The sequence below is a fragment of the Paenibacillus rhizolycopersici genome (assembly GCF_014947195.2).
Classification (GTDB): Bacteria; Bacillota; Bacilli; order Paenibacillales; family Paenibacillaceae; genus Fontibacillus; species Fontibacillus rhizolycopersici.
Map to the genome: position 1 here is coordinate 514457 of NZ_JADCNN020000001.1, position 25891 is coordinate 540347.

Annotated in this window: 21 protein-coding genes and 2 riboswitches; of the genes, 16 read left to right on the forward strand and 5 right to left on the reverse strand. The window is 54.7% G+C overall.

Features of this window, described 5'->3' with window-relative positions; genetic code table 11:
• The first annotated feature begins 2 nt into the window (after nt 1-2).
• From IM700_RS02240 to IM700_RS02260, 5 genes are all read left to right on the forward strand, one after another.
• The gene (locus IM700_RS02240; protein WP_155607607.1) at nt 3-1772 is read left to right on the forward strand and encodes a cache domain-containing sensor histidine kinase; all 1770 of its coding nucleotides are present in this window, start codon (nt 3-5) and stop codon (nt 1770-1772) included.
• Nucleotides 1772-2980: a response regulator gene (locus tag IM700_RS02245; protein ID WP_193415476.1), complete on the forward strand. Its 1209-nt coding sequence runs from the start codon at nt 1772-1774 to the stop codon at nt 2978-2980. Before IM700_RS02240 ends, IM700_RS02245 begins: the two co-directional genes overlap by 1 nt.
• Nucleotides 2981-3049: 69 nt before the next feature.
• Nucleotides 3050-4375: a putative DNA modification/repair radical SAM protein gene (locus tag IM700_RS02250; RefSeq protein WP_193415475.1), complete on the forward strand. Its 1326-nt coding sequence runs from the start codon at nt 3050-3052 to the stop codon at nt 4373-4375.
• Nucleotides 4360-5130, forward strand: a complete 771-nt coding sequence (locus IM700_RS02255) for a TIGR03915 family putative DNA repair protein (protein ID WP_193415474.1) — start codon at nt 4360-4362, stop codon at nt 5128-5130. Before IM700_RS02250 ends, IM700_RS02255 begins: the two co-directional genes overlap by 16 nt.
• Before the next feature lie 135 nt (nt 5131-5265).
• Nucleotides 5266-6147, forward strand: a complete 882-nt coding sequence (locus IM700_RS02260; protein ID WP_193415473.1) for a TRM11 family SAM-dependent methyltransferase — start codon at nt 5266-5268, stop codon at nt 6145-6147.
• A gap of 94 nt (nt 6148-6241) precedes the next feature.
• Here IM700_RS02260 and IM700_RS02265 read toward each other — a convergent pair whose 3' ends face one another.
• The gene (locus tag IM700_RS02265; RefSeq protein WP_193415472.1) at nt 6242-7030 is read right to left on the reverse strand and encodes a nucleotidyltransferase domain-containing protein; all 789 of its coding nucleotides are present in this window, start codon (nt 7028-7030) and stop codon (nt 6242-6244) included.
• A gap of 258 nt (nt 7031-7288) precedes the next feature.
• Here IM700_RS02265 and IM700_RS02270 point away from each other — a divergent pair, with 258 nt between their 5' ends.
• The 9 genes from IM700_RS02270 (at nt 7289) to IM700_RS02310 (ending at nt 18171) form a co-directional block, all read left to right on the forward strand.
• A complete protein-coding gene (locus IM700_RS02270; RefSeq protein ID WP_193415471.1) occupies nt 7289-8866 on the forward strand; it encodes a methyl-accepting chemotaxis protein in 1578 nt (525 codons plus the stop codon).
• An 87-nt stretch (nt 8867-8953) separates the two neighbouring features.
• A riboswitch (cobalamin riboswitch) is annotated at nt 8954-9163 on the forward strand.
• 242 nt (nt 9164-9405) lie between these two features.
• Complete coding sequence (locus IM700_RS02275) at nt 9406-10413, forward strand: ABC transporter substrate-binding protein (protein WP_193415470.1); 1008 nt, start codon at nt 9406-9408, stop codon at nt 10411-10413.
• Nucleotides 10410-11459, forward strand: coding sequence for a FecCD family ABC transporter permease (locus IM700_RS02280; protein ID WP_155607600.1), 1050 nt, complete (start codon nt 10410-10412; stop codon nt 11457-11459). Before IM700_RS02275 ends, IM700_RS02280 begins: the two co-directional genes overlap by 4 nt.
• Nucleotides 11456-12247: an ABC transporter ATP-binding protein gene (locus IM700_RS02285; RefSeq protein ID WP_193415469.1), complete on the forward strand. Its 792-nt coding sequence runs from the start codon at nt 11456-11458 to the stop codon at nt 12245-12247. Before IM700_RS02280 ends, IM700_RS02285 begins: the two co-directional genes overlap by 4 nt.
• Before the next feature lie 78 nt (nt 12248-12325).
• Complete coding sequence (cobT, locus tag IM700_RS02290; protein WP_193415468.1) at nt 12326-13414, forward strand: nicotinate-nucleotide--dimethylbenzimidazole phosphoribosyltransferase; 1089 nt, start codon at nt 12326-12328, stop codon at nt 13412-13414.
• Complete coding sequence (gene cobU, locus IM700_RS02295; protein ID WP_193415467.1) at nt 13411-14004, forward strand: bifunctional adenosylcobinamide kinase/adenosylcobinamide-phosphate guanylyltransferase; 594 nt, start codon at nt 13411-13413, stop codon at nt 14002-14004. The genes cobT and cobU overlap by 4 nt, the downstream gene beginning before the upstream one ends.
• Complete coding sequence (cobS, locus tag IM700_RS02300) at nt 14001-14855, forward strand: adenosylcobinamide-GDP ribazoletransferase (protein WP_193415466.1); 855 nt, start codon at nt 14001-14003, stop codon at nt 14853-14855. Before cobU ends, cobS begins: the two co-directional genes overlap by 4 nt.
• A 259-nt stretch (nt 14856-15114) precedes the next feature.
• Nucleotides 15115-16692, forward strand: coding sequence for a cobyric acid synthase (locus IM700_RS02305; RefSeq protein WP_193415818.1), 1578 nt, complete (start codon nt 15115-15117; stop codon nt 16690-16692).
• A 23-nt stretch (nt 16693-16715) separates the two neighbouring features.
• Nucleotides 16716-16858, forward strand: a riboswitch (cyclic di-AMP (ydaO/yuaA leader).
• A 161-nt stretch (nt 16859-17019) separates the two neighbouring features.
• Entirely contained in the window at nt 17020-18171 is a 1152-nt protein-coding gene (locus IM700_RS02310; protein WP_193415465.1) for a KamA family radical SAM protein, read from the forward strand.
• Nucleotides 18172-18245: 74 nt separating this feature from the next.
• On the opposite strand, the gene IM700_RS02315 is transcribed toward IM700_RS02310, so the two are convergent.
• Nucleotides 18246-19937, reverse strand: coding sequence for a methyl-accepting chemotaxis protein (locus IM700_RS02315; RefSeq protein ID WP_193415464.1), 1692 nt, complete (start codon nt 19935-19937; stop codon nt 18246-18248).
• Nucleotides 19938-20203: 266 nt separating this feature from the next.
• On the reverse strand, nt 20204-21289 hold the full coding sequence (locus IM700_RS02320) for a M24 family metallopeptidase (RefSeq protein WP_193415463.1): 1086 nt from the start codon (nt 21287-21289) through the stop codon (nt 20204-20206).
• 146 nt (nt 21290-21435) lie between these two features.
• On the opposite strand from IM700_RS02320, the gene IM700_RS02325 reads away from it, so the two are divergent.
• Nucleotides 21436-22956 (forward strand): MDR family MFS transporter, encoded by a 1521-nt coding sequence (locus IM700_RS02325; protein ID WP_272491395.1) that lies wholly within the window; start codon nt 21436-21438, stop codon nt 22954-22956.
• A 6-nt stretch (nt 22957-22962) separates the two neighbouring features.
• Nucleotides 22963-23544, forward strand: a complete 582-nt coding sequence (locus IM700_RS02330; RefSeq protein WP_155607593.1) for a PadR family transcriptional regulator — start codon at nt 22963-22965, stop codon at nt 23542-23544.
• Between the two features lie 150 nt (nt 23545-23694).
• On the opposite strand, the gene IM700_RS02335 is transcribed toward IM700_RS02330, so the two are convergent.
• A complete protein-coding gene (locus tag IM700_RS02335) occupies nt 23695-24669 on the reverse strand; it encodes a 2-hydroxyacid dehydrogenase (protein WP_193415462.1) in 975 nt (324 codons plus the stop codon).
• 54 nt (nt 24670-24723) lie between these two features.
• Nucleotides 24724-25221, reverse strand: coding sequence for a preQ(1) synthase (gene queF / locus IM700_RS02340; protein WP_193415461.1), 498 nt, complete (start codon nt 25219-25221; stop codon nt 24724-24726).
• Between the last annotated feature and the right edge of the window lie 670 nt (nt 25222-25891).

Genomic DNA, 25891 nt, shown 5'->3' on the forward strand with positions numbered 1-25891 from the left:
AGTTGCGAAACGGCTTTCATTCCATCAACCATCGGTTGTTTTTGCTGTTTCTTTTTTGCATGTCGGGCATTTTGCTGATCGTCAGCCTGCTTTACTATAACCGGACCACCGAGCAATATCACGAGAAAATCAGCGACCTGTCGCAAAAAAACGTGGCCCAGACCGCCGGGTTGTTCAGCCTGCTTTACGAAGGGTACGACAGCTTGTCCAAGTCGATCACGAACAATTTCGAAATGATCCGCCTGTTGAACGAGAAAACCGACGAACCGGCGATAGCCTATATCAATGAGCAATCGATTACAAATATTATCGGGGCGATTTTTTATTCGCGCGACGATCTGGTGGGCATCCATGTCATCACCAACCGGGGGAAAATCTATAATTACGGCAACTCGATGAATGTGCTCGATTCGGACTATCCGAAGGAAGAATGGTATCACCAACTCCGCGATTCGTCGGGGAAATTGGTGTGGCTAGGCGTTTATGCCCATTCGCTGATTGATATGAACGAAGACAGTCCGGTGTTCGCTTTTGGCCGGCAAATTTACGATTTGAATGAACACAAGCCGATCGGGATTGCTCTCTTTGAGGTGAACCCCGGGCCTGTGCTGGATGCCCTAGATAATTTGAAGCTGGGCGAGCATAGCGAGGTCTATCTGATGAATCAGCAGGGTCAGGTCGTCTCGTCGCTGACCGAGCCGGCACCGGTGTTGCCGAACCTCCCCAAGCTGGAGGGATCCCGTAATATGGTGGTGGAGCAGAAAGATTCCGGCATTACCGTGGCCTCCCGGCTGCCTTTCTCCGACTGGTCGGTCGTCAGCGTGACGCCGCGCCAGGATTTGAACGTGGAGCTGGTGGAGACCAAACGGTATTTACTGATCGTTATCTCGATCCTGATCATCGTCTCCGCCGTCGTCGCCAGCCTCGTATCGCGGACGATCGCCAATCCGCTGAAGAAGCTGATTCGTGAGATGAAACAGGTAGAGATCGGGAATTTCCGCGGGATGGTGAACGTGTCCTCTTACCAGGAGATCAACATTCTTGTCGCCTCCTTTAACCGGATGGTTAGCCGGATCGAGGAGCTGATCGAAAGAGTCAAGGTCTCTTCGGTCAGCGAGAAGAATGCCGAGCTGCATGCGCTGCAGTCTCAGGTGAACCCGCATTTTTTGTATAACACACTGGATATGATTTACTGGCTGCTGGATGAGAAGGAGAACGATCGGTTAGGCGAGCTCGTCTTATCGCTGTCTTCGATGTTCCGCTACAGCAGCGAGTGGAAAGATGGAGCCAAGGTTACGCTGCGCGAAGAGCTGGAGCAGATCCACCATTATTTGACGATCATCCTGATCCGGCTGGAGGGCCGGCTGCGGGTGGAAACGTCGGTTGACGAGCGTTGGATGGGGATCCGCCTGCCGAAAATGACCGTTCAGCCGATCATCGAAAACGCCGTAAAATACGGGCTCGAGTCCTTGAAACGCCAAGGCGTGCTTAAGCTATATACGCAGGAGGTCGGGGACGTATTAAAGATCGTCGTGGAGGACAACGGGAATGGGATGAATGGTGAGCGGCTGGCTTGGCTGAAGCAGTCGTTGAACCGGCAAATCCCGAGGGAGTCCGGCACGGGCAGCAGCGGCATCGGGCTGCAAAACCTGCATCGCCGCATCCAGCATATGTTTGGTGAACGTTACGGTCTGGAGATCGAGAGCATTCCCGATGAAGGAACCAAGGTGGCCGTCGTGCTGCCGCTTCCAATGGAAGGAGACGTTTCATAGTGAATATTCTGATAGCCGACGACGAACGGGCGATTCGCGAAGGGATCAAACGGACGATTAAGCGGATCTCCCCGGAATATGCGGTGGATTTGGCGGAAGGAGCAGAAGAGGCGGTTAAACTGATGGGAGAGCAGCGTTTCGACATCGTCCTAACGGATATTTTGATGCCGGGGATGAACGGGCTGGAATTCATGCGGATTTCCAAACGCAAGTATCCCTACGTGAAGTGGGTGGTTATCTCGGCCCACAGCGAGTTTGCCTACGCCCAGGAAGCGGTGCGGTTGGGGGCCCGCGATTATCTGCTCAAGCCGATCGGGAAAACCCGGCTGCAGGAAATCATCAGTACCCTGGCGGCGGAAATCCGCGAGGAAAGCGAGCTGATCAAGGAAGAGGAGCTCTTGAAGGCGAATTTGAAATATTTGCGCGAAGGCATGTTCCAGCGGCTGGCCTCAGGCCTGGATATTGGCAATCTGGATCTGACACCGTTTATGGAGGACTATCTCAGCTTTTATTTGATGATGGTCCAGATGGATGCCGGGGACAAAAGCGTGCGGCTTGAGCATTTCATCGTGGAAAATGTGCTCTCCGAGTTGATTGAACGCCATGGACGGGGGTTTGTTGTCAGCTACGACCGGCAAAGTCTGCTGGGACTGATTACGCCGCGGGATCCGGAACGAATCGGACAGTTTCAAGACGAAGTGAAGGCACATATGAAGCACTATTTGAAGGTGCCTTTTCAGATCGTCCATTCAGGTCTGAACAACGATTTCAAGATGGTGCCGCAGGTGGTCATGCGCATGAAGCAGGCCTCCGATTCGCCGGTCACCTTGCTGGATCCAGCGAAAGGCAGCGGGGAGAAGGCAATCGATGTTGCCTTGCAGTACATCAAGGAGCACTACAACGAGGATCTCTCCCTGGAAAAGGTCGCCTCCATCGTCTACCTGAACTCGGCCTATTTCAGTCAGCTGTTCAAGCAGAAGGTCGGGCTTGGCTACAAGGAGTACGTGACCTCGCTCCGGCTGGAGCAAGCGAAGCAACTCCTGCTGAACCCGAAGCTGAAGGTCGCGGAAATCGCCGAATACATCGGCTATCAGGACATGCGGCATTTTACGCAGATGTTCCGCAAGAAATATAACGTGACGCCCAATGAGTACCGGCAGCAGCAGAACATTAATATTTTGCTGGCCAGCGGCGGGATGAAGGAGTAGCGGTGTTGTTGGTTCATTGACAGGAACATATGTTCGTCATATAATGCAGTCAAAAGGGAGGCTGCAAGGATGAACGTAGTTGACAAGCTGACCATCTTGACGGATTCGGCCAAATATGATGTATCTTGTTCTTCCAGCGGGGTTGAACGGGGAAGCGGAGCGAACGGCGACAGCCGGACGGTAGGAAACACCGTCGCTTGCGGCATTTGTCACAGCTTTGCCGCCGACGGACGTTGCATCTCGTTGCTCAAGCTGCTGATGACAAACGCCTGCATTTATGATTGCAAATATTGCGTTAACCGCCGATCTAACGACACGCGCCGCGCTGCATTCACGCCGGAGGAGCTGGCGGAGCTGACGATGCATTTCTACCGCCGCAACTACATCGAGGGCTTGTTCCTCAGCTCCGGGATCATGCGCAGCCCGGATTATACGACAGAGCAACTGATTCGGACGTTGGAGCTGCTGCGGAACCACTACGGGTTCGGCGGCTATATTCACGTGAAGGCGATACCCGGTGCCGATCCGGCGCTGATAGCCCGGCTTGGGCTGCTAGCGGACCGGATGAGCGTAAACATCGAGCTGCCGTCGCAGCACAGCTTGCTTCAGCTTGCGCCCGATAAGAGCAAGGAGGCGATCCTGAAGCCGATGCGCGCCATCCGTCAGGGCATCCGCGAAAACGGTACCGATCTCGTGAAATACCGTCACGCCCCCCGGTTTGTGCCCGGCGGGCAAAGTACACAGCTTATCATCGGGGCTACGCCGGACAGCGATCTCAGCATCCTCAACCTGACGGAGGCGCTGTATCGCAAATATGAGCTGAAGCGGGTGTATTATTCCGCCTACACACCGGTGGCGGAGCATATACTGCTGCCGTCGCTGGATACCAAGCCGCCTCTGCTGCGGGAACACCGCTTGTACCAGGCGGACTGGCTGCTGCGGTTCTACGGCTTTGAAGCCAAGGAGCTGCTCGAGGAACGCACGCCAAATTTTAATTTGTTCATGGATCCGAAATGCCATTGGGCAGTCCAGCATATCGATCGTTTTCCGGTGGAAGTCAATACGGCTCCTTATGAAACGCTGCTGCGCGTCCCGGGGATCGGAATACGAAGCGCTAAACGGATCGTGGCTGCGCGGCGAACAGGGCGGCTTGATTTTCATGGCTTGAAGAAGCTAGGGGTCGTGTTGAAGCGGGCGCAATACTTCCTCACATGTTCTGGACGTCGGCTGGAAGGACTGAAGGTGAACGAAAGCACGATTCTAAGATCCTTGTTGTCTCGCAAGGAAATCGACATGTTCCTGCCGCAGCCGAAGGTGGAGCAGCTGTCGTTGTTCTCCGACGAGGAGTTGGCGGGGACGGCAGGAAGGGAGCTCGGAGCATGGCTGCTTGGATAAAGGAAGCGGCTTACGCTTATGATGGGAGCTTCGACGGTCTGCTAACCTGTGTGTTCGAAAGCTATGAACGCAAGGAAGAACTGGTTGATCTCCGCGCTGACGACGACCCGCAGGTGACGTTATTTGAGTCGAGGTGGGTGGAGACCTCACCTGAGAAAGCGTCCCGGGTTTACAGCGCCATCGGGCGGAGCATCTCGCCGGAGGCTCAGGAGCTCGTCCGCCGCGGGTTCTTGACTTGCGAGCCGCAGAAGGATTTGTTAATCTATCGCTTCCTGCGGCTCGGATTCTGGCATGGGCGTGCAGCTATAGATATGCTGACCGAGACTACGGTGCATCGGCTTCGCAAAGCGGTAAGACATTTGAATACGGAAAGTCACGCTTTGATGGGGTTTGTCCGCTTCTCGGTATACGGCGATGTGCTCGTTTCGGTGATTGAACCCAAGAACCGCGTGTTGCCGATCTTAGCCCCGCACTTTAGCAACCGTTATCGTCATGAGGCGTTTCTGATCTACGATCAAACTCATCGCCAGGCGCTGATCCATCGCCCGAAGGAGGCGACTCCGGAGCGGACGGAGATCGTGGATCTCGATGAGCTCGTCTTGCCGGAGGTGGGGGAGCAGGAACGGGTATACCGCCGGTTGTGGAAGCAATTTTACGACACCGTGGCGATCCGGGAACGGCTGAATCCTCGGGCACAAATGTCGCATATGCCCAAGCGATACTGGGCGCAGTTGACCGAAATGCGGGATGATTGAACATTCTGGTACAATGGGGAGATAAGGACAAGAGAGGATGTCGCTAGATTGAATCCAAGCTACAATTTGAAATCATCCCCCATCACATATATTTATCCTTTTGCCAGCCATGAGAGCGAGCGGGAGCTCTGTCTGATGGAGCAGCGCGCCCTGTTCGGGCAGGCTTCAGAGGGAGACGCTTATTTGGAAAGCCCGCTCCGGCTGCCGCCCAATCGTAGCCCGTTCGTGCAGCTGCGGTTAGATGTTTTGTTTGCTGCGCCTACACTGGATGAGCTTGGCGAGCTGGCATCGTTGCTGGATTTGGAGGGATGCACCTTCAAGGTCCGATATCTCAAAAACGGACGGCGGCAAACGTATGAAGGGGAGCGCGAGGCGGAGCGCCGGATCGGTGCCCAAGTTCGCGGCATCGCGGAGATGCGTGATCCAGAGGTAACCTTGGGTGTGCTGGCGCGGCAGGACGACTGGGTGCTGGGGATATGCCGCATCTCGGACCCGGTCTGGCTTGCGCACAAGGAGAAGCCGCATAACTACTCCACCGGGTTAACGACGGTGGTGGCCCGGGCGCTGGTCAATATCGCCGTGCCAGCCCCGAAAGGCAAGCTAGCTATCGACCCGTGCTGCGGGATGGGCAATGTGCTGATCGAAGCGATGTCGATGGGGATTGACATTGTTGGCAGGGACATCAATCCTGTGGCGATTCGCGGAGCAAGAAGCAATCTACGTCACTTTGGCTATGACGATACAGGAATCGTGGAGATCGGAGATTTAAATGAGCTGGACGGGGCGTACGATGCCGCGATCGTCGACCTTCCTTACAATTTGTGTTCGGTACTAACCGCCACGGAGCGACGGCGGATGCTGGAAAGCGTAAAGCGAATCTCGACAAGAGCGGTGATCGTCTCCACCGAGCCGCTGGAGCAAGATATTGCTGAAGCGAGATTGATTGTTACGGATCACTGTACCGTTAGCAAAGGCCACTTCGTTCGGCAGGTTTGGGGGGTTACAAGAGAAAAGTAACGTAATGCGTTATATTTTTTAGATTCCGTTTGATAGTATTGTTGCCTCCGATTTGCACTGTAAAGCCCCCCACTACCCATAGTGGGGGGCTCTATCATTGGGATCGTTCTGAATATATTCCTTCAAGAAACTCAATTGTGATGCGTTCCGCTTCGCTCCTCGGTGAAATTTCCGAAACTTGACGTAGCCGTTGATACATTTTGATTGTATTTTTTAGAGCGAGGTAGCAACTCTCAAAGCTGTGGATGGGAATGGTTCCTTTTAATTCTTCTACTTCCTCGAGCGCGTGTTTTTCTAGCTTTCGAACTCCTCTCGGGAGATGGCCGTTGCTAATGAGTACCAGCGGCCCCAACACTGCATTCCGCATAAATGTTATAGTATCGATTAATTCGAACAATTCGCCTCTTCCTAATTTTGTAGCGCAGTAATGCACCCATACCCAGAAACGGTCTTCAATCCATTGAGGATGAGGGATTGGGAAAGACGGACTTGTTTTACTAATGATAGATGTTATAGCAGCACCTCTCTCCCAAAGAATCAAAGGATTCTCAATTCGGGATTCAAGCTCATCCAGTTGGACAAATTTCAGGTCGACATGAAGAAGAGGTGGGCCATATAAACATATAAGCAATCTAGGCTCCCCGACGTGTTCGCCTGTAAATGCTGAAAGTAAGTTACCCAGTCTTTCGGCAATTAAGTGGCGTTGTTCCATGATCTCGCTTCGAAAAGCAGAATTGTACACAATGATTAAGTCCAGATCACTATACTCATCCATTTCCCCGTACATCATGGATCCACCTGCGAGAAGACCTATTATTCGTTGATCTTGACTCACATACTCAATGGCTTCCTGTATGAATTGATTGTGTAAAGGTAACTTCATGATAAGCACTCCTTAGATTGTGACCCATCAAAAGGGTATTATTATAAAATATCATATATATTGAGTATGCCGCAAATCATTGATCAATTTACCAGAAATAAATCGGGTACGCCAGACACAACGTTCTTAAAATGAACGTTCTATTTATAGAAATCCGTCGATTATTTGCACCCTGTCTCGAAACTCCTAACTTTTTCCTTTTTATGACTCCAGTCCTATTTTATAATGTTAGCAAAGTTTACACATAGGGGTGGGGACATGAATCAACTTCGTTGGTTAGGAAGAAACGCCGTTTGGCTTGGCGTGGGATTGGCAGTTCTTCTCGCAGTTTGTGTGGTAGTAGCGAAGACGCCATGGTATATCACGGCTCTTGCGCTATTGACGCTCCTCTGCTTGGGTTATTCCCTGCTGCCGTCGGGAACCAGCCGGGGGACTGCGCCGTGGGGGGGACTGCTGGGAGGCAAGTCCGTTGCGGCGAGTGCGGATGAACCCGTGCGGAAGGAGACCGATTGGACAACGGTCTTCAATGAGTCGCTGGTGGCGGCGGATCGGTTGCAGGCGGCGGTCGGCGAAGTAGGCGGGAGCCTTGAGCAACTGCACAGGTTGGCCGACACGGCGGCGGAGGAGGATTTGAAGCTAAAGCACAGCAGCGAGCGCTCACTGGAACAGGTGCAGGAGAGCCTCGCTGCGATGGAGGAGGTTGCCGCATCGGCTTCCCAAATCCATGACGCCGCAGAGCATCTCCTAAGCCGCAGCGAGCACACCCGGGCCGAAGCGGTGCGCATGGCTGGGGCGCTTGAAGCGGCGGATGGCACGATCCGTTCGTTGGCCGATTCCCAGGAATCGATTGCCGGGCCGATGGAGGAATTGGAGGGGAATACGCGGAAGTTGGGCGCGCTGTACCGGAGTTTGGAAGAGATCGCCGGGGAGGTGGCTTTGCTGGCGCTGAACGCATCCATTGAAGCGGCCCGTTTGGGGGCTCAAGGCAAAGGTTTCGACGTGGTAGCCGTACGTATGCGTCAGCTGGCGGACCAAAGCACCGAAGCGATCAGCCGCTCTGCTCCGTTGTTCCGGCAGATTGCCGCGGATGTGGACCGCGTGAAGTCCACGCTGAAAGGCGGCCGGGACTCGGCGCTGGAGGGCATTTCCCTGATGAAGCGAATGGGTGAGGATATTCGTTTCATCGCGGAGGAAGTGGCCGGAGTGAATGGACTGGTTGCCGAGACAGGGCAGCGAAGCCGGGAGCAAGCCGAGCTGACGCGTAACATGGAAGCCATGCTGGGTGAGGTGCATGAAGCACTGAATCGAAGCATCATCCATGTGGAGGGGGCGCTGTCTCGAATGGAGTCCGAACGGGAGCATATTTCCAAGCTGCAGACCGTAGTCGTGGGGCTCGACCGGGCGCAAGGCGAACTGATGGTTTCGCTTAACTCCGTGCATTCGGGGACGGATTTGGCCGCCGGAGGCGAGGAAGCGGTGGCGTTGGGACAGGCCTATGCCCGGAAGCTGCTTAAGGCAGCCGATCAGCCGCGGTTCCTGGCGATGGAACCGGCTGGACACCGAGCCGCTCTGGAGGAGCTATTGGCCGCGGAACCGGGACTTGAAGCAGCTTGGTCAAACCGTGAGGACGGATCCTTTGTCGTGTCCATCCCGGAGGCTGGTTTGCTGAACGCCAAAGGTCGGGAATGGTTCCGCCGTGCTTTTGCCGGGGAAACGGTCGTCTCCGAGGCGTATATCTCAGCGATTACGAAACGACGGTGCATGACGCTTGCCGTGCCCATCCGTCGGGGCGGCGAAGCGATTGGCGTCCTGGGAGCGGATTTGTCTCTGGAGTGAAGTCGAAGACATGACGAAGCGGATTAGATATTGTCAGTTTCCCGCTTTTCCCCTATAATCCAATAGAGAAGAAAGCCTTAAGACAAGCGTACAAATTGTGCCCGTAGGTCCTGAAGCAGCGGTGAAGAACGCCGTGCCGCTTCGGGTTAAAAGGGAAGCCGGTGCAAATCCGGCACGGTCCCGCCACTGTAAACAGGGACGAGCTCACGATGCCACTGTCGCCCGCGAGGGAGATGGGAAGGCGAGCTTTCGTCGATACCTGGAAGTCAGGAGACCTGCCACGGGAAATCAAGACGGTCCTTCGAGGAAAGGATAACGTTCTGCCAAGAGTATCATGGCTTGGCGCCAGACTGTGGAGCTCTCCACTTCGTCGGCGCGCGGCATGACTTTGTAGACGTAACCCCATCCGCTAGGATAGGGGTTTTTCTTTGTTGCCGGGATGGTGTTCGGCTGGACTTGAAATCCGGCTGCACAACGTACCGCTGAAGCACGAGGCGATTCTTTACCAACTGGAATGAACAAAAAGGGGAGATTTGGAGATGAAGAACTGGAAACGAATCGCAAGCTTGGGCTTGTTGGCCTTGCTGCTGGTGCTGGCTGCCTGCGGTAACAACGCAGTGAATCAAGGAACGGGGAACGCTGCGGAGGCGACACAGCAGACGCAAAACGCGGGAACAAATGCTGAAGCGAATCAACCAGCCGCACAGGAGACGACTTATCCCTATACCGTAACGGATTCCACCGGCAAGGAGTTCACGTTTGACGCAGCGCCGGAACGAATGGTTTCGCTGGCGCCGTCAGAGACGGAAGTGCTGTTTGCTCTTGGGCTTAATGAACAAGTCGCCGGCGTATCCGATTTGGACGACTATCCGGAAGCGGTGAAGGACAAACCGCGGATGGGCGGATTCCAGGTGAACGTTGAAGCGATCGTGGCGGCGCAGCCGGATCTCATTTTGGCAGCTAGTCTCATTGATGAGGCGACGGTCAAAAGCCTGACGGATATGGGACTTCAAGTGTTCCAATCCAATCCGAAAACGATCGATGCGGTTATGGAGCATATTCAAACGATTGGCAAAATCACGAATCACCAGGCCGAAGCGGACGAAGTGGTCGGGAAGATGAAGCAGGAGGTCCAAACCGTTACTGATGCGGTGGGTTCGCTGAGCGAGGATCAGAAGAAAAAGGTGTACATCGAGTTTTCCCCAGGCTGGACAGTCGGTAAAGGTGAATTTATGGATGAAATGATCACGTTATCGGGCGGCATCAACGTTGCTTCCGAGGTTGAGGGATGGTCCGAGATTAATGAAGAGCAGATTATTCAAGCGAACCCGGATGTCATTTTGTATGCAAAAAGCGTAATTGACGAGAACAACAAGACGTTGGCTGACATCATCAAAGGCCGTTCCGGCTGGGACCAAATATCGGCTGTGAAGGAGAATCGGATCATTGCTATGGACGATAATCTGCTTAGTCGTACAGGTCCTCGCGTGACACAAGGGCTAATCGAAGTCGCCAAAGCGATTCATCCGGATTTGATCCAGCCATGACGCGCGGCAGATTAGCCGGATATGGGGCGGCGGGACTCGTTCTGCTAGCGGTGACGTTGCTGTTCTGCATCGGCATTGGCTCTGTCTATGTTCCGGCAGGGGATATTGCGGCCATCCTGCTGCATCGGCTCCCGGGTCTTGGCCGCTTGATTACGCCGGACTGGGGCGCTGCGGCAGAGCAAATCGTCGTGCAGGTTCGCTTGCCTCGCGTGCTGCTCGGGATGTTGGTTGGCGCTTCGCTCGCCGTGGCGGGCGCAGGCTTTCAAGGCGTGCTGCGCAACCCGCTGGCGGATCCCTTTACGTTAGGGGTATCGTCAGGTTCGGCGATCGGTGCGGCTGTGCTGATTTTTTTCGGATGGCAGTTTTCGTTGCTTGGCATCTTTACGTTGCCGATGATCGCCTTCGTGACCGGGGCGGTTACGTTATGGATCGTGATCTGGCTGGCCCGGGAGAACGGGAAGCTGCCCATCGAAAGCCTGGTCTTGTCCGGCGTCGTGATGCAGTCTTTTCTAGGGGCGGTCGTGTCCTTTTTAACGGCGATGTCGAAAAAAACAATCAATGAGATTTATTATTGGACGATGGGCAGTTTGAGCTTGCGCGGATGGTCGTATACGGCCATCCTTTTGCCGTATTTGCTGGTGGGGGCCCTGTTCCTGTGGAGCCGGGCCAAGCATTTGAACCTGCTGGCTCTTGGTGAACGTCAGGCTTCCCACTCCGGGATGGCTGTGGAACGGACCAAACTGGCCGTGTTGCTCGTCGCCACGCTGATGACGGCAGCTGCGGTGTCGGTGTCCGGGGTGATCGGATTCGTAGGTCTGGTCGTTCCGCATATGATCCGACTGATCACCGGACCGAATTACCGCCTAATCATCCCGCTGTCCGCGCTAGGTGGGGGGATATTCATGATGTGGAGCGACCTGGCCGCCCGCTCTCTGCTGGCCCCTACAGAAATTCCGCTGGGCATCGTCACCGCGTTTGTGGGAGCGCCTTTCTTTGGGTATCTGCTGTACCGGAAGAAAAAGCAGAGAGAGGAGGAGCTGCGTTGATCGAGGTGCGGGGAGTTGCGAAGGCGTTTGGTCGCCTCGAAGTGCTGAACGAAGTGGATTGGCGGGTCGGCCGCTGCGAGTTTTGGGGATTGATCGGTCCAAACGGCAGCGGCAAAACGACCCTCCTGAACCTAATCTCAGGTGTGGAACAACCGGATTCCGGCGCGATTGCGCTGGAGGGGCGTCCGTTGACGGCCTACTCCCGCAAGGAACTGTCGCGTAAAGTCGCCGTTCTCCAACAGGACGGGCTTCCGTCCGTCGCGTTCACGGTTCGCGAGGTCGTAGAGATGGGCCGATTCGCCCATCAGGACTGGCGCGGCAGGGAGATAGGAGGGGCGGTGGCCGGCCGCCGCCTCATCGACGGCATTATGGAGCGCCTTGACTTGAAGGAGCTCGAGCATCGTCCGCTGGGCGTGCTGAGTGGGGGGCAGCGGCAGCGGGTAGCGCTCGGGAAAGTGATGGCCCAGCAGCCCGAGCTGGTGCTGCTTGATGAACCAACGACCTATTTGGACTTGCGCTACCAGATGCAGTTTATGGAGATGGTCGCCGATTGGCAGCGAGAAGCGGGGCTAACTGTCGTTTCGGTCATGCATGATCTGAATTTGGCTGCGTTGTTTTGCAGCCATCTTCTTGTCATGAGCGGAGGTCGGATCGTGGATCAGGGGGCGCCGGAGAATATTTTGTCGCCGGAGCTGGTCGCCGAGGTGTTTGGGGTTCAGGCACATCAAGTGCCTCATCCGGACTCAAACGTTCCGCAGCTGCTGCTGCTGCGTCGGGAACGGTCGTGAGTACCGGCTGCTATGGCGGCGTGAGAAGTGCAAGAACGCTGATGCGTAAGATGCGTAATAATGAAAGGGGAATGCATGATGGGATACGATTCAATAGGACAACTGACACAAGCGATAACCCCGCTGGACGAAGTCGCGATGGCGGCGGCCCGCGCCCATGTGGACCGTTTGACGAAACCTCCGGGGAGTCTCGGGAAGCTGGAAGGATTGGCCGTGAAGCTGGCGGGCATCACGGGAGAGGTCCAACCCGCGTTCCGGAAACGTTCAGTGATCGTCATGGCGGCGGATCACGGCGTCTGTGAGGAAGGGGTCAGCGCATTTCCGGCCGAAGTGACTCCGCAGATGGTACACAACTTTTTGGCTGGAGGTGCGGCGGTGAATGTGCTGGCGCGTCAAGCTTCGGCTGACGTCGTTTGCGTGGATATCGGGGTTAATGCAGAGTTGTCGCATCCGTCTCTTGTTCAGCGGAAGCTGCGTTACGGAACCGGGAACATGGCCATTGGACCGGCGATGAGCCGAGAAGAAGCCGAAGCCGCTATCCGAGTGGGGGCTCAAGTCGTCGATGACGCGGTGTCCCAAGGCGTTCGACTGTTCGTTACCGGGGAGATGGGCATCGGCAACACCACAGCTAGCGCCGCGATCATGAGCAGTCTGACTGGAGTTGTGCCGCAGCAAAGCGTTGGACGCGGGACCGGAGTCAACGATGAACGGCTGCGGCATAAGATCGCCGTCGTGGAGCGGGCGCTGGAAGCAAATCGCCCCAATGCGGACGATCCGCTGGATGTGCTGGCTAAGGTGGGCGGACTTGAAATCGCGGGATTAACCGGCGTTATCCTGGGGGCCGCCGCCCAGCGCTGCCCGGTTGTGATCGACGGATTTATTTCGACCGTCGCTGCGTTGCTCGCGGTGCGCATGAAGCCGGAGTCAGCCGGGTTTCTGATCGCTTCGCACGTCTCTCACGAGCAGGGACACCGCGCGCTCCTGCAGGAGCTCGGGCTGAACCCGATGCTGGAGTTGGACATGCGGCTGGGTGAAGGCACGGGCGGCGTGCTTGCGCTGCATCTCATCGACGCGGCTTGCCGCATCGTGGCCGAGATGGCGACGTTTGAGAGCGCAGGCGTCGCAGATGGCGGGCATGGCGGGGATAACGGGGAGATCGCACGATGAAGATCCTGGTGACCGGCGGCGCCCGCAGCGGCAAAAGCACGTTCGCCGAACGCTGGGTGATGAAACAGGCAAAATCGGCCGGGTATGTTGCGACGGCGCAAGCGTTTGACGATGAGATGAAAGCCCGGATCAACCTGCACCGTCTCCAGCGGGAGCAAAGCGGGTTTGCCTGGACAACACATGAAGCGCCGCTTGGTCTGGCCAATCTGCTGTACGAGCTGAGTGAGCAGCCCGTTATAACAGGAGAGAAATCGGCATCGGAGGTCGCTAGCCCGATCGTGCTGGTCGACTGTCTGACCCTGTGGCTGTCGAACGTGCTCCTGGGCGCAGGCGATGGACAGGATACCTCCGACAGCGTGCTGGCGCGAGAAATCGAGCAGCTGATCGCCGCAATCGAAGACTTCCCCGGTACGCTGGTGATGGTGACCAACGAGGTGGGCAGCGGCATCGTACCCGAGTATCCGTTAGGTCGGCAATACCGGGATTGGGCAGGGCTGCTGAACCGGACAATAGCGTCAATTTCGGATCAGGTCTTTCTGGTCACTGCCGGAATCCCCATCGAATTGAAAAGCCGGGAGTATCGCTTATGACCGAATCGAAACGCGAAATTAATCCCCGGAGTGCCAAGTCCGGCGTCCTGCAACCGTTGCTGGCCGCATTCCAATTCCTGTCCCGCTTCCCGGTTCGGGCCGAACTGGAATTTACGCCGGACCTGTTGCGACGCAGCACCACTTATTATCCGCTTGTGGGAGCGGCGATCGGCGTCGCCGTCTGGGTAGGGGGCTGGCTCGCCGCCTGGCTGCTTCCGCCGCTTCCGGCAGCCATACTCGCCTTAATCCTTTGGGTCTGGTTAACCGGAGGGCTGCATCTGGACGGTTGGATGGATACGGCCGACGGATTGCTGAGCTACCGGCCACGCGAGAAGATGCTAGAGATTATGAAAGACAGCCGGGTTGGCGCAATGGGCGTGTTGGCGTGTGTTCTCTTGCTCTTATTTAAGGCCTCGTTGTTGGCACCCCTCCTCCAAGGAGATAGGCTGACAACGGGGCTCGCGTTGCTGATGGCCCCTTTATGGAGCCGCTGGTTTATGAGCCGGGCGATGTTTCGATGGCCGAAGGCTCGGCAAGGTGAGGGATTAGCCGCGCAGTTTCACGGCTTTGGTGAGCGGGATGCCTGGGGAGGCACTATGATGGCGGTCACGCTTACGGTCATGGTGCTGCTGCTAACCCTGCTCCTGTCGCTGAGCGGAGCTGACGAAACCGCATTGCTTCGCTCGCTATTATATATCGTTACGGCGCCTTTGATTGCCTGGGCAGCGGGCACCTGGGCGGCCCGTCGGATCAGTGCCAAACTGGGCGGTTTGACTGGGGATACATACGGTGCGCTTGGTGAAGGGCTGGAGGCTGTCCTGCTTCTGCTCGCCGTGTTGATTTTGCGGTAAGGCCTGGATGTTAATGTCATAGCAAGTCCGTGTCCCAACCGAGGTTTTGCACCATTATCCCTTAGGCTCAGGGTGCTAATAACGATAACAATACAAGGGCCCCCACCCTTAATGAAAGGGATAATCGGGCAAAGCAGCCTGCAGAGGAACAAATCTCACGATTCGGAAAGGGGTGGAGGCTAAAGTGAACAAAAGGCTTGACGAGTTTGAAGTTACTGGCGCAGATTCTGATGCCCCGGCTCCGGCCAGCGCGGTGCTGATGATCCAAGGCACGGCATCGGACGTGGGTAAAAGCGTCATCGTGACGGCATTATGCCGTATTTTCGCGCAGGACGGGCTTCATCCAGTTCCGTTTAAGTCGCAGAATATGGCTCTGAACTCCTATGTTACACCAGACGGATTCGAAATCGGTCGGGCGCAAGGAATCCAGGCGGAGGCTTGCGGGATCGACGCCACCACGGACATGAATCCGGTGTTGATCAAGCCAACGGGTGAGATGCATTCGCAAATCGTCGTTCACGGGCGTCCTTACCGGCATCTCAGCGCATCAGACTATCGCGAGGAGTTCCTGCCCCATGCCAAATCGCTGGTGGTGGAAGCGCTTGGAAGGCTGCGCGAGAAGCACGGCATCGTCGTCATGGAGGGGGCTGGCAGCCCGGCGGAAATCAACCTGAAGCAGCGGGATATCGTCAATATGAATTTGGCTGAGTGGGCGGATGCTCCGGTCATTTTGGTCGGCGATATCGACCGTGGCGGCGTATTTGCCTTTCTCGTCGGCACGTTGGAGCTGCTGGAGCCGCACGAACGAGCTCGAGTCAAAGGGTTCTTGATCAACAAGTTCCGCGGCGATTTGTCCCTGCTGCAGCCCGGGCTGGATTGGCTGGAGCAGCGGACCGGGATTCCTGTGTTAGGCGTGCTCCCGTTTCTGCCTGATCTGGATATTGAAGCGGAGGATTCTGTTGTTCTGGATACTTATGTTTCCCGCTCAGAGAAGGCTGCCGGTAAGGTGCTGGATATCGCGGTCATTCGTTACCCGCGAATTTCTAATTTTACCGATTTCGCACCTTTGGCTGCCGAACCGGATGTGTCACTGCGTTACGTAAGTAAACCTTCGGAACTTGGACATCCGGATGCCGTGATTTTACCGGGAACCAAGGATACGATCGGGGATTTAACATTCCTGCGGGAGCAAGGGCTGGAGGGAGCAATTTGCAGTTTGATCGAAGGGAATACCCAAGCCCAGCTTGTCGGCATTTGTGGTGGGTATCAAATGCTGGGAGAGCAATTGCATGATCCAGACGCGGTAGAATCCGGCCAAGTGAGATCGGCGATAGGAATTGGTTTGCTACCTTTAACAACAACCTTCATTCCGGGCAAAAGGACCGTTCGCGTTTATGGCCAAACGATAGATAACCTGCCAGTTCCGCTGCATCTTTCGGATCGTCGATTGCTGATAGAAGGCTATGAGATCCATGCTGGCGAGACCCAATTCCTTCGGGACATCAGTCCTTTGTTTATGTTACAAGCCGAAGGGATGGAGCCAAGGCAGGGGGGAGCGGAGGACGCCCCGCATCCGGAAGGCGCAGTTCGAGCCGACGGGAGAGTGTTCGGAACGTATCTACACGGTTTGTTCCACAATGATACCTGGCGGCGCGCCTGGCTGGATGGGCTTCGTACAAGCAAAGGACTGGAACCTTTGGGCACCACTTTTGCGTCCTTCTCGCGGAAGGAGGAAGCCTTCAACCGGCTGGCTGATGTAGTCCGCAGCCATTTGCGGATGGACCTGGTCTACGAAATTTCCGGAATTCGGCCGAGCGCGGAAGAAGGTAAGCTTTGACAAATCAGGCGATTCTAAGGTAGCATGATAGTACGCTTAATTTTCGATGAGTAAAGTCGAAAAGCGGGGGAACCATTTTTTGGGGCGAATCGTTGCTAGTTTTAACGTAGGGGACCATCTTTCCCGAGCCCGTCAGCTAACCTCGTTTGCAGTGGATGGGTCATCTTAAATATGTTCAGTCATCAACTAATGACCCTGTTTATTTGAGCGGGGTCTTTTTGTGCTTCTCAAGGGATATGACCCGAGCATTCGGCGGAGTACTCGCATTCACTGCAAGGTTTCCCGCTACTTCTTTACGCATCGATCCCATTAAAGGAGGAGATGATTATGGCAAATCCGAAGTACATCACCGACATCGCCAAGGTGAGCGAATTGTCCGAACAGGAGCGTCAGGAATTGAAACCGATTACGGACAAATTCGTCTTTCGGGTAAATGATTACTATTTGAATCTGATCGACTGGAACGATCCGGAAGACCCAATCCGCAAGCTGGTGATCCCGAATACGGGAGAGCTTAAGGAATACGGGCGTTGGGACGCTTCCGACGAGGCGACGAACTATGCGGTTCCCGGCTGTCAGCACAAATACCGGACGACCGCGCTGTTGATCGTCTCCGAGGTTTGCGGCTCCTACTGCCGCTATTGCTTCCGCAAACGCTTGTTCCGCAACGATGTGAAGGAGGCGATGTCTGATGTGACGCCCGGCATCGAGTACATCGCTCAGCATCCCGAGATCAACAACGTCTTATTGACCGGCGGTGACAGCCTGATCCTGGCTACGAGGAAGCTGCGTACTATACTCGAACAGCTGCGAGCCATTGAACATGTGAAAATCATCCGCCTCGGCTCGAAAATCCCCGTTTTTAATCCCATGCGCATTTATGAAGATCCGGAGCTGCTGGATCTGATCAGGGAATTCTCCACCGTAGACCAACGTATTTATGTCATGGCGCATATCAATCATCCGCGCGAAATGACCCCTGAGGCCAAACGAGGCTTTCAGGCGTTGCACGACGCCGGGGCTATTGTGGTCAATCAAACGCCGATCCTCAAAGGCATTAACGACGATGCGGCCGTGCTTGGCGAATTGCTGGATCGGTTGTCCTGGGCAGGCGTCACACCCTATTATTTCTTCATCAACCGGCCAGTTGCCGGAAATGCCGATTTTGTCATTCCGCTGAAACGGGCGTACCAGCTGGTTGAGGAAGCGAAGGCCCGCACTTCGGGCCTGGGCAAGCGCGTGCGCTTGTCGATGAGTCACTCTTCGGGAAAAATCGAAATCCTCGCAATCGAAGACGGCCAGGCTTATCTCAAATATCATCAGTCGCGAGACCATGATTACGGCAAGTTCATGATTTTGCCTTGTCCGGACGAGGCTGCTTGGTTCGATGACCTGCCGGGCAACGAAGCCTACTGGAGGAAACCGGAGCGGAGGCAAGACGAAGCCGTCTCCTTCAACGAAATGTCCGTTACCGGGTAAAACAAAACGTACCCTGACCGCCGGCTCCGTAAAAGGGAGGCAGTAAGGGTACGTTTTTTTTCTCTAAACTCCGGTTAAATCCGGAATTTCGCAATCGATTCTTGCAGCGACAACGCCTGTTCATGCAGCGAACGAACTGTTCGGGCGTGGCTTTCCATTTCACTGAGCTGCTGCTGCGAATATTCGGCGATTTGCTCCATATTGGCCAACGATTTAGCGGTAATATTCGCCGACTCTTCAACGGAAGCGGTCACTTCCTCGGTTCCGGCGGACACCTCCTGCGTGGATGCCGAAACGGATTGGATCGTCAAGTTGACGTTCTGAATGAGTTCCGTCAATTGTTCGAAGGCTTGTCCGGCTTGCTTCACGCGCTCGGTCCCGGAGACGATTTCCTCGCTAGCGCGCTGCATCGCGCTGACGGAATTTTCCGATTCTTCTCGAATGCTGAGCAGATTCTCCCCGATTTCCTCCATCGCCAGGCGGGATTGCTCGGCCAGCTTGCGAACTTCCTCCGCTACGACAGCAAATCCTTTCCCGTGCTCGCCGGCCCGTGCGGCTTCGATCGCTGCGTTGAGGGCCAAAATATTGATTTGCTTCGTGATTTCGGTAATCGTTCCTACAACGTTCGAAATCGATTCGGAGCGATCGTTTAACGTGCGAATATGCTCGAGTGTCCGATTGGCTGCATCTTCAACGTTCTGCATTTGCATCACGGCCGTCTGCGCCAACGTATTGCCGGTGCCAGCTTCATCGGCAGCTTGTCCGATCCGTTCGGTGACTTCGCCGGACGAAGCGGCGATATGCTGCACGCCTTGCGAAATTTCTTCCATCGCCCGGGCGTTTTCAGCTGCGGCGGAGGCAATCGTGATGCTGCCAGTCTCGATTTCCCGAGTGGCCGCACCCGAACGCGAGATCAAATCCTCAAACGTTATAACCGATCGGGACAAGTCTTCCGAGCCGCCTACGACCGCGTGAGACGTTTCCATGACAGCGGCGAACATGTCCTTAAGCTGATTGGTCATTGTCCGGAAACTGCCGGCTAGTTGGGCAACTTCGTCATTTCCCTTCACCTCGACCGTTTGGCGGAAATCGCCGCCGGCCATTTTTTCCGTAATCGCCACCAGTTTCTTGATCGGTTTTGTGATTCGCGCGCTGACAAAGTATGCCGCCGCCATTCCCGCGATAATGACGAGCAGGGTGATACCGATACATATGTATAAAATCTGGTCCTTCTTCTGATCGATGAAGGTGGCGTCAAGGCCTACGGCCAACATCGCTTTGCTGCCGGGGATCGCGATAAAGGCTGTTTTGTGCGAGCCGAATTGGTCGGAATATAACTCGCTGATTTGTACCCCGCCTTTAGATGCCTCGGACATGGCCGGTTGGAGATCCAACTTGTCACCCGGTTTCATGCCGGAATTTTCGTTCGCGGCCAAAACGGCAGCGCCATCCTCTTGAATCTGGAGCAGATAAGCAGTGCTCAAATTGAAGTCCTTGGCACTTTTCGTCAAATACGTCTCCACCGTAAAACGTGAATTATCTTTCCCACTAAGTAATTGCAGGGCTTGGGTCGTATCCAGCCGCTTGAAGATATCCTGTGTACTGGTCTGCAGCACCTTGTCGAACTGCGGCAGCACATTTTGATTAATGATCCCCATTGAAATGTTATAAAAGCTGACGCTAAACAAAAGAGATGATACGACAATGATCACCGCATAGGTACTCATAAGTCTGCGGCTAATGGAGCGATTAATGACCTTGAACACGAAAATCCTCTCCGTTCCCCTTAAATAATGGATTTTATCGATGCATGTGACCGAACCTGGGGTTTCTCTTTTTTTTAACCAATGGTTCATAAGAATCATTTTATAGGAAAAAATGTCCTTTGAAAACGAAAAAGTCGTACTTTTTTTGGTTTTCGCAATAATTTTCATGAATAATGTACTAAATCTATCGGAAAAAAAGAAAAAAAGAACCTTGCGGCACATTCGCGACCGCAAGGTTTCTCAATAAAATAAGATGACATGACGTGTTAGATATAAGTTAACTGCTTGGGATATGCCGTTAGCACTTCCACGCCAATTGCGGTAACCAGAACATCATCTTCGATGCGAACTCCTCCGAGTCCTGGCACATAAACCCCCGGTTCAACGGTAAAGACGTGGCCCTCCGCCAGCAAAAATTCATTCTCCCCATGAACGGAAGGGAACTCGTGAACGTCGATCCCGAGCCCATGCCCAAGCCGGTGGATAAAATAAGGACCATAGCCGGCGGCTTCGATGACTTCGCGGGCGGCGCGATCGATGGAGGCGAAGGTGACGCCTGGCTTGATGGCGGCGATCGCCGCTTCGTTGGCGGCAAGCACGGTCTCATAAATACGTACCAGTTCGCCGGAGAGCTCGCCGACTCCGAAGGTACGGGTGATATCCGAAGCGTAGCCGTCCGCATAAACGCCGATGTCAAACATAAGCAAATCGCCGCGTCGGATCAACCGATCGCCGGGAACCCCGTGCGGTAGGGCCGTCTTTTCACCGGACAACACCATCGAGTCAAAGGAAGGGCCGTCCGCGCCAAGCTTGCGGATTTGATACTCCACTTCGGCGACGAGTTCGCTTTCGCTCACGCCTTCCTTCACTTTCCGGAGCGATTCGCTGAGCACCTGTTCGATCAAATGTACGGCATGCTTGATTTTGCCGACCTCTCCCGAGCTTTTGCGTACCCGCATATCTCGGAGCCAAGGTCCTACATCCATATATCTGGAGAACGTAAGCTTCTCCTGCATGCGCTCAAAGTTAGCCACGGATACCTGCTCTTTCTCGAAGCCGATCGTTCCAAGCGCGCCAGTCAGCCGCTGGCTAAGGAGAGCATAAGGATCATCCGTATCGCCGTGAGTGAGAATTTCCGTAAGGTCAGCCGCTTTGCGGGCCGCTTCCTCATCGAGTGCCGGGACAACTAGGAAGGGCTCGCCTCCAGCTTGGAGGACGGCGCCGAGAAAGCGTTCATGCGGATTGCTCAAGAAGCCCGTTAGGTAATACACATGCTTCGGATCTGTAATTAGCAGCGTGCTAACGCCGGATTCGCGCATTTTGCGTTCTAATTCGGTCCATTTTTCATTCATTTTGAAAAAACTTCCTTTCGTTCGATCTCTTGTTTCATTATAGGACAAAGCGAAATTTTATCAAAATGTTTACTTTTTAGATATTTTCAATAAAATAGAAAGAGGTCATGTATTCAAATTTGAATAAGAACGAAGGAGAGAAAATATTGGTTGCAGAAAAGAAAGATCATACGCGCCTCATCCTAGTCGGATTGATGCTCGCGATTTTAATGTCGGCGATGGACAACACGATTGTCACGACGGCGATGGGGACAATTGTTGCCGATCTCGGCGGGATGGAGCAGTTCGTTTGGGTGACTTCAGCCTACATGGTCACGGTCATGGCGGGGACGCCGATTTTCGGCAAGCTGTCGGATATGTACGGTCGGAAGCGCTTCTTCCTGTTTGGCATCGTGATGTTCCTGCTTGGATCTATACTATGCGGACTTGCCGGCAGTATTGTGCAACTCAGCATCTTCCGGGCGATCCAAGGGATCGGCGGGGGCGCGCTGATGCCGATTGCGTTTACGATCATTTATGACATCTTCCCAGTGGAGAAGCGTGGGAAAATGACCGGACTGATGGGCGCTGTATTTGGTACGTCCAGTATTTTCGGCCCGCTGCTGGGTGCCTTCATCACGGATGCGCTGAGCTGGCATTGGGTATTTTACATCAACGTGCCGATTGGGATCGTATCTCTGGTGATGATTATCATCTACTATAAGGAGTCGCTCACACACGCGAAGCAGCAGATCGACTGGGGCGGGGCGTTTACCTTGGTCGGAGCAGTGGTGTGCCTGATGTTTGCGTTGGAGCTGGGCGGTGAGAAATTCGCGTGGAATTCTGGCGTTATCCTGGGCTTGTTCGCGGGATTTGCCGTGCTCTTCGTTGCGTTCTTGCGGCTCGAAACGAAAGCGCAGGAGCCGATTATTTCATTTGATATGTTCAAAAACCGGCTTTATGCGACTAGCTGTTTGCTGGCTTTATTTTACGGGAGTGTATTTATCGTCGCTACGGTGTACATCCCGATCTTCGTGCAAGGGGTATACGGCGGTTCGGCGACCAACTCCGGCATTATTCTGATGCCGATGATGATCGGCTCGGTGATCGGAAGCATGCTGGGCGGGATGATGGCTTCGCGCATTCCTTACCGCACGGTGATGGCCTTGTCGGTCGTTTGCTTCGTCGGCGGGATCTTTGCGTTAAGCACGCTGACAAACGATACGTCTCGTTTACTGCTTACGGTATACAGTATTCTAACGGGCTTTGGCGTAGGATTCTCCTTCTCGGTGCTTAGCATGGCGTCCGTACATCATTTCGACATGCGGCAGCGTGGAGCGGCGACGTCAACGAACTCGTTCCTCCGTTCCCTGGGGATGACGCTGGGGATTACGATCTTTGGCATCGTGCAGCGCAACTTGATGTCGGGGGCGATGACGGACGCGTTTGCCGGGATGGGACAAGGCGGGGCGAATTTCGGGGATACCCGAGAGGCGCTAAGTCCGGAGAAAAGGGCGCTGATTCCCCCAGAGATTTTGGATAAAATCACCGAGGCGTTGTCCTCTTCGATCGCCCACACTTTTATGTGGGCACTGGTTCCGACTGTCTGCGCGGTCTTGGTCGTGATCGCGATGCCAAAGGACCGGATTGAGCGTGCGGCAGTCAAGCCTTCGAACCAGCAGGGGTAAGCGAGCATGAAGGGTTTGGCTATCCGCCTCTGCATTCTGGGTCTGCTGCTCGAGGAAGACCAACATCCTTACGAAATGCTGATTCGCATCCGGGATCGATTCCTCGACCATCACGGCAACTTTAAAATTGGATCGCTGTATTACGCGGTCGACCAGTTAGCCAAAGAAGCATATATCGAAGCGGTGGAGACGATCCAGACCGATGGACGTCCGGACAAGAAGGTGTACCGGATTACGGACGAAGGCCGGGGGTATTTTCACAAGCTGCTGGTCGACCGTTTTAAAGAGGAAGTGTCCGGTTATCATCCGCTGCATGTCGCCTTGGTATTCGCTAGACACGGGGATCGCGACAAGATCGTTGCCTTGCTGCAGGCTCGCATTCGGGAAGCGGAACATCAGGTAAATTTAAGCTACCAGGTCTACGAAGAGCATCGCGGGATCGTGCCGCGAAGCGTGCTGCATCTGATGGCCGGCCGTTACGAGCACGCCCAAACGGAGCTTTCCTGGCTGCGCCGGCTATATGCGGATGCCGAGGCTGGGCGGTTGGGTGACAGAGACCCGGCCGATTTGTTGAACGATGAAGAATAAGAAACTCCCCGAATCCCACAGGCGATTTTCGCTTACGGGATTCGGGGAGTTTCTTTAGTTTGTTCGAGGAGGAGAGGGTTCATCGGGATTCATCAGGAAGTGTCCTGCTGGGTTAGGCCTTGAGCCTGCGATGGACTGCCTTAGGCTTGGTCAGTCAGGCCGCAGTTCCTTGACCAGACTTGGCGGTGTCCGTCCTTCAAGTGCGGCAACCAGGTTCTCAGCAGCTCGCATCGCCATCTGCCGGCGGGTTTGGTCCGTCGCTGAACCGATATGCGGCAAGGTCACGACGTTGGGCAACTTCAGCAACGGATGGTCCGGATCGATGGGCTCTTTCTCAAACACATCAAGTCCCGCACCGTAAATTTGTCCGTTCTGTAAAGCGGCGGTCATCGCCTGTTCATCAACGGTAGCCCCTCTCGAGGCGTTAACGAATACGGCCGTCGGCTTCATTAAGGCAAATTCACGCGCACCGATCAGCTTTCGCGTTTCCGGCGTGAGCGGCGTGATCAGCACGATGAAGTCCGCTTCCTGCAGCAATTCGTCCAAGGAGCGATAAACGGCGCCCAGCTTGGCTTCAGCCTCAGGCTTGCGGCTGCGGTTGTGGTACAACACATCCATACCGAAGCCAAATTGCCCCCGGTGGGCAACGGCTTCGCCGATTTCACCCATCCCGATGATACCCAGCTTCTTATGGTGGACGTCCAGGCCAAACAGGTTTTGGCCATCGCCGCGTTTCCATAGCCCGGCCTTGACGTATTTGTCCAACTCGGATATTCGGCGGGCAACGTCCAGCATTAAGGCAAAGATGAGATCGGCGACCGTGTCGTTCAGGACGGCTGACGTGTTGGTACCCATCACGCCGCGGGCCTTCATCGCATCCAGATCAAAGTTGTTGTAGCCCACGCTGATATTGCTGACGACTTTCAATTTAGGTGCATGGTCCAGCAGTTCCTGATTGATACTGCGATCTGCGGTTAACAGGCCTTCGGCGTCGCTCAAACTGGCTAGCAGATCGGCCCGGCTCATCGGCCCGTCTCCCTGCCATTTGAGGACTTCGCAATGCTCGGCAAGGTAACTTTCGACTTCCGGGGGAATCGGCCGGGAGATAAACACTTTCGGTTTCATGATGTACTCCTCTCTCGAATGGGAAGGTCTGAATGATTCAAGTCAAGGGATTGATTAGCGGTTATCGATCTTCTCCGGATACATGTCGTGATTCATCAGGCGATGTTCAGCCATCGCTTCATATTTGGTGCCGGGACGGCCGTAGTTGCAGTAGGGATCGATGGAAATGCCGCCGCGCGGTGTGAATTTGCCCCAAACCTCGATATACTTAGGCTCCATGAGTTTGATCAGATCGTTCATGATGATGTTGACGCAGTCCTCGTGGAAATCACCATGATTGCGGAAACTGAACAAATACAGCTTGAGCGACTTGCTTTCCACCATTTTGATGTCGGGAATGTAGCTGATATAGATGGTGGCGAAGTCAGGCTGCCCGGTGATCGGGCATAGGCTGGTGAATTCCGGACAGTTGAACTTTACAAAATAATCGCGGTACGGGTGCTTATTATCAAAGCTCTCCAGTACCTCAGGCGCATAGTCAAAAGGATATTTCACACCCTGGTTGCCCAGCAGCGTGACGTCCTGCATTTCTTCGCGGTTTCTTCCGGCCATGGGAGGCCCTCCTTTTAATATATTCATTTCGTGTTTCTAGCGTCGCTTCGTGTGCTTTGCAATTTGCGCTTCCGTTCTGTGTTTAGTGCGCAAAACGTTTGATGGCTGGTTCTAACGGACCGTACAGCCCTTATTTGCCTATTTCCCGGTCGTTTCCCGCTGTAACGGACTCCAGCGACCTTATTGGGTCATAATCGCAGCCGATTTGTTGCGTTTCTTCGAAATAAGGTCTCCTCAGTCCGTTAGAATCTGAAAATGCCCTTGGAGCCTCAAATAACGTCTCTGGGGTCCGTTAGCCGTGAGAAGGCGGCTTGCTCGACGAACGAAGGGTTCTAACGGACCGTACAGCCCTTATTTGCCTATTTCCCGGTCATTTCCCGCTGTAACGGACTCCAGCGACCTTGTTGGGTCATAATCGCAGCCGATTTGCTGCGTTTCTTTGAAATAAGGTCTCCTCAGTCCGTTAGAATCGGAAAATGCCCTTGGAGCCTCAAATAACGTCTCTGGGGTCCGTTAGCCGCGAGAAGGCGGGGCGGAAGCCAGCGTTTCCCGAGACTAAGTAGCATGAGGCTACGTGAGTGGACGGAGGTCTCGGCTGAATTAATGATTCGCCGCCGCCACCGCCTCCTCGAACCGCTTCGTGATCCAAGGCTGATTTTTGAACTACCGC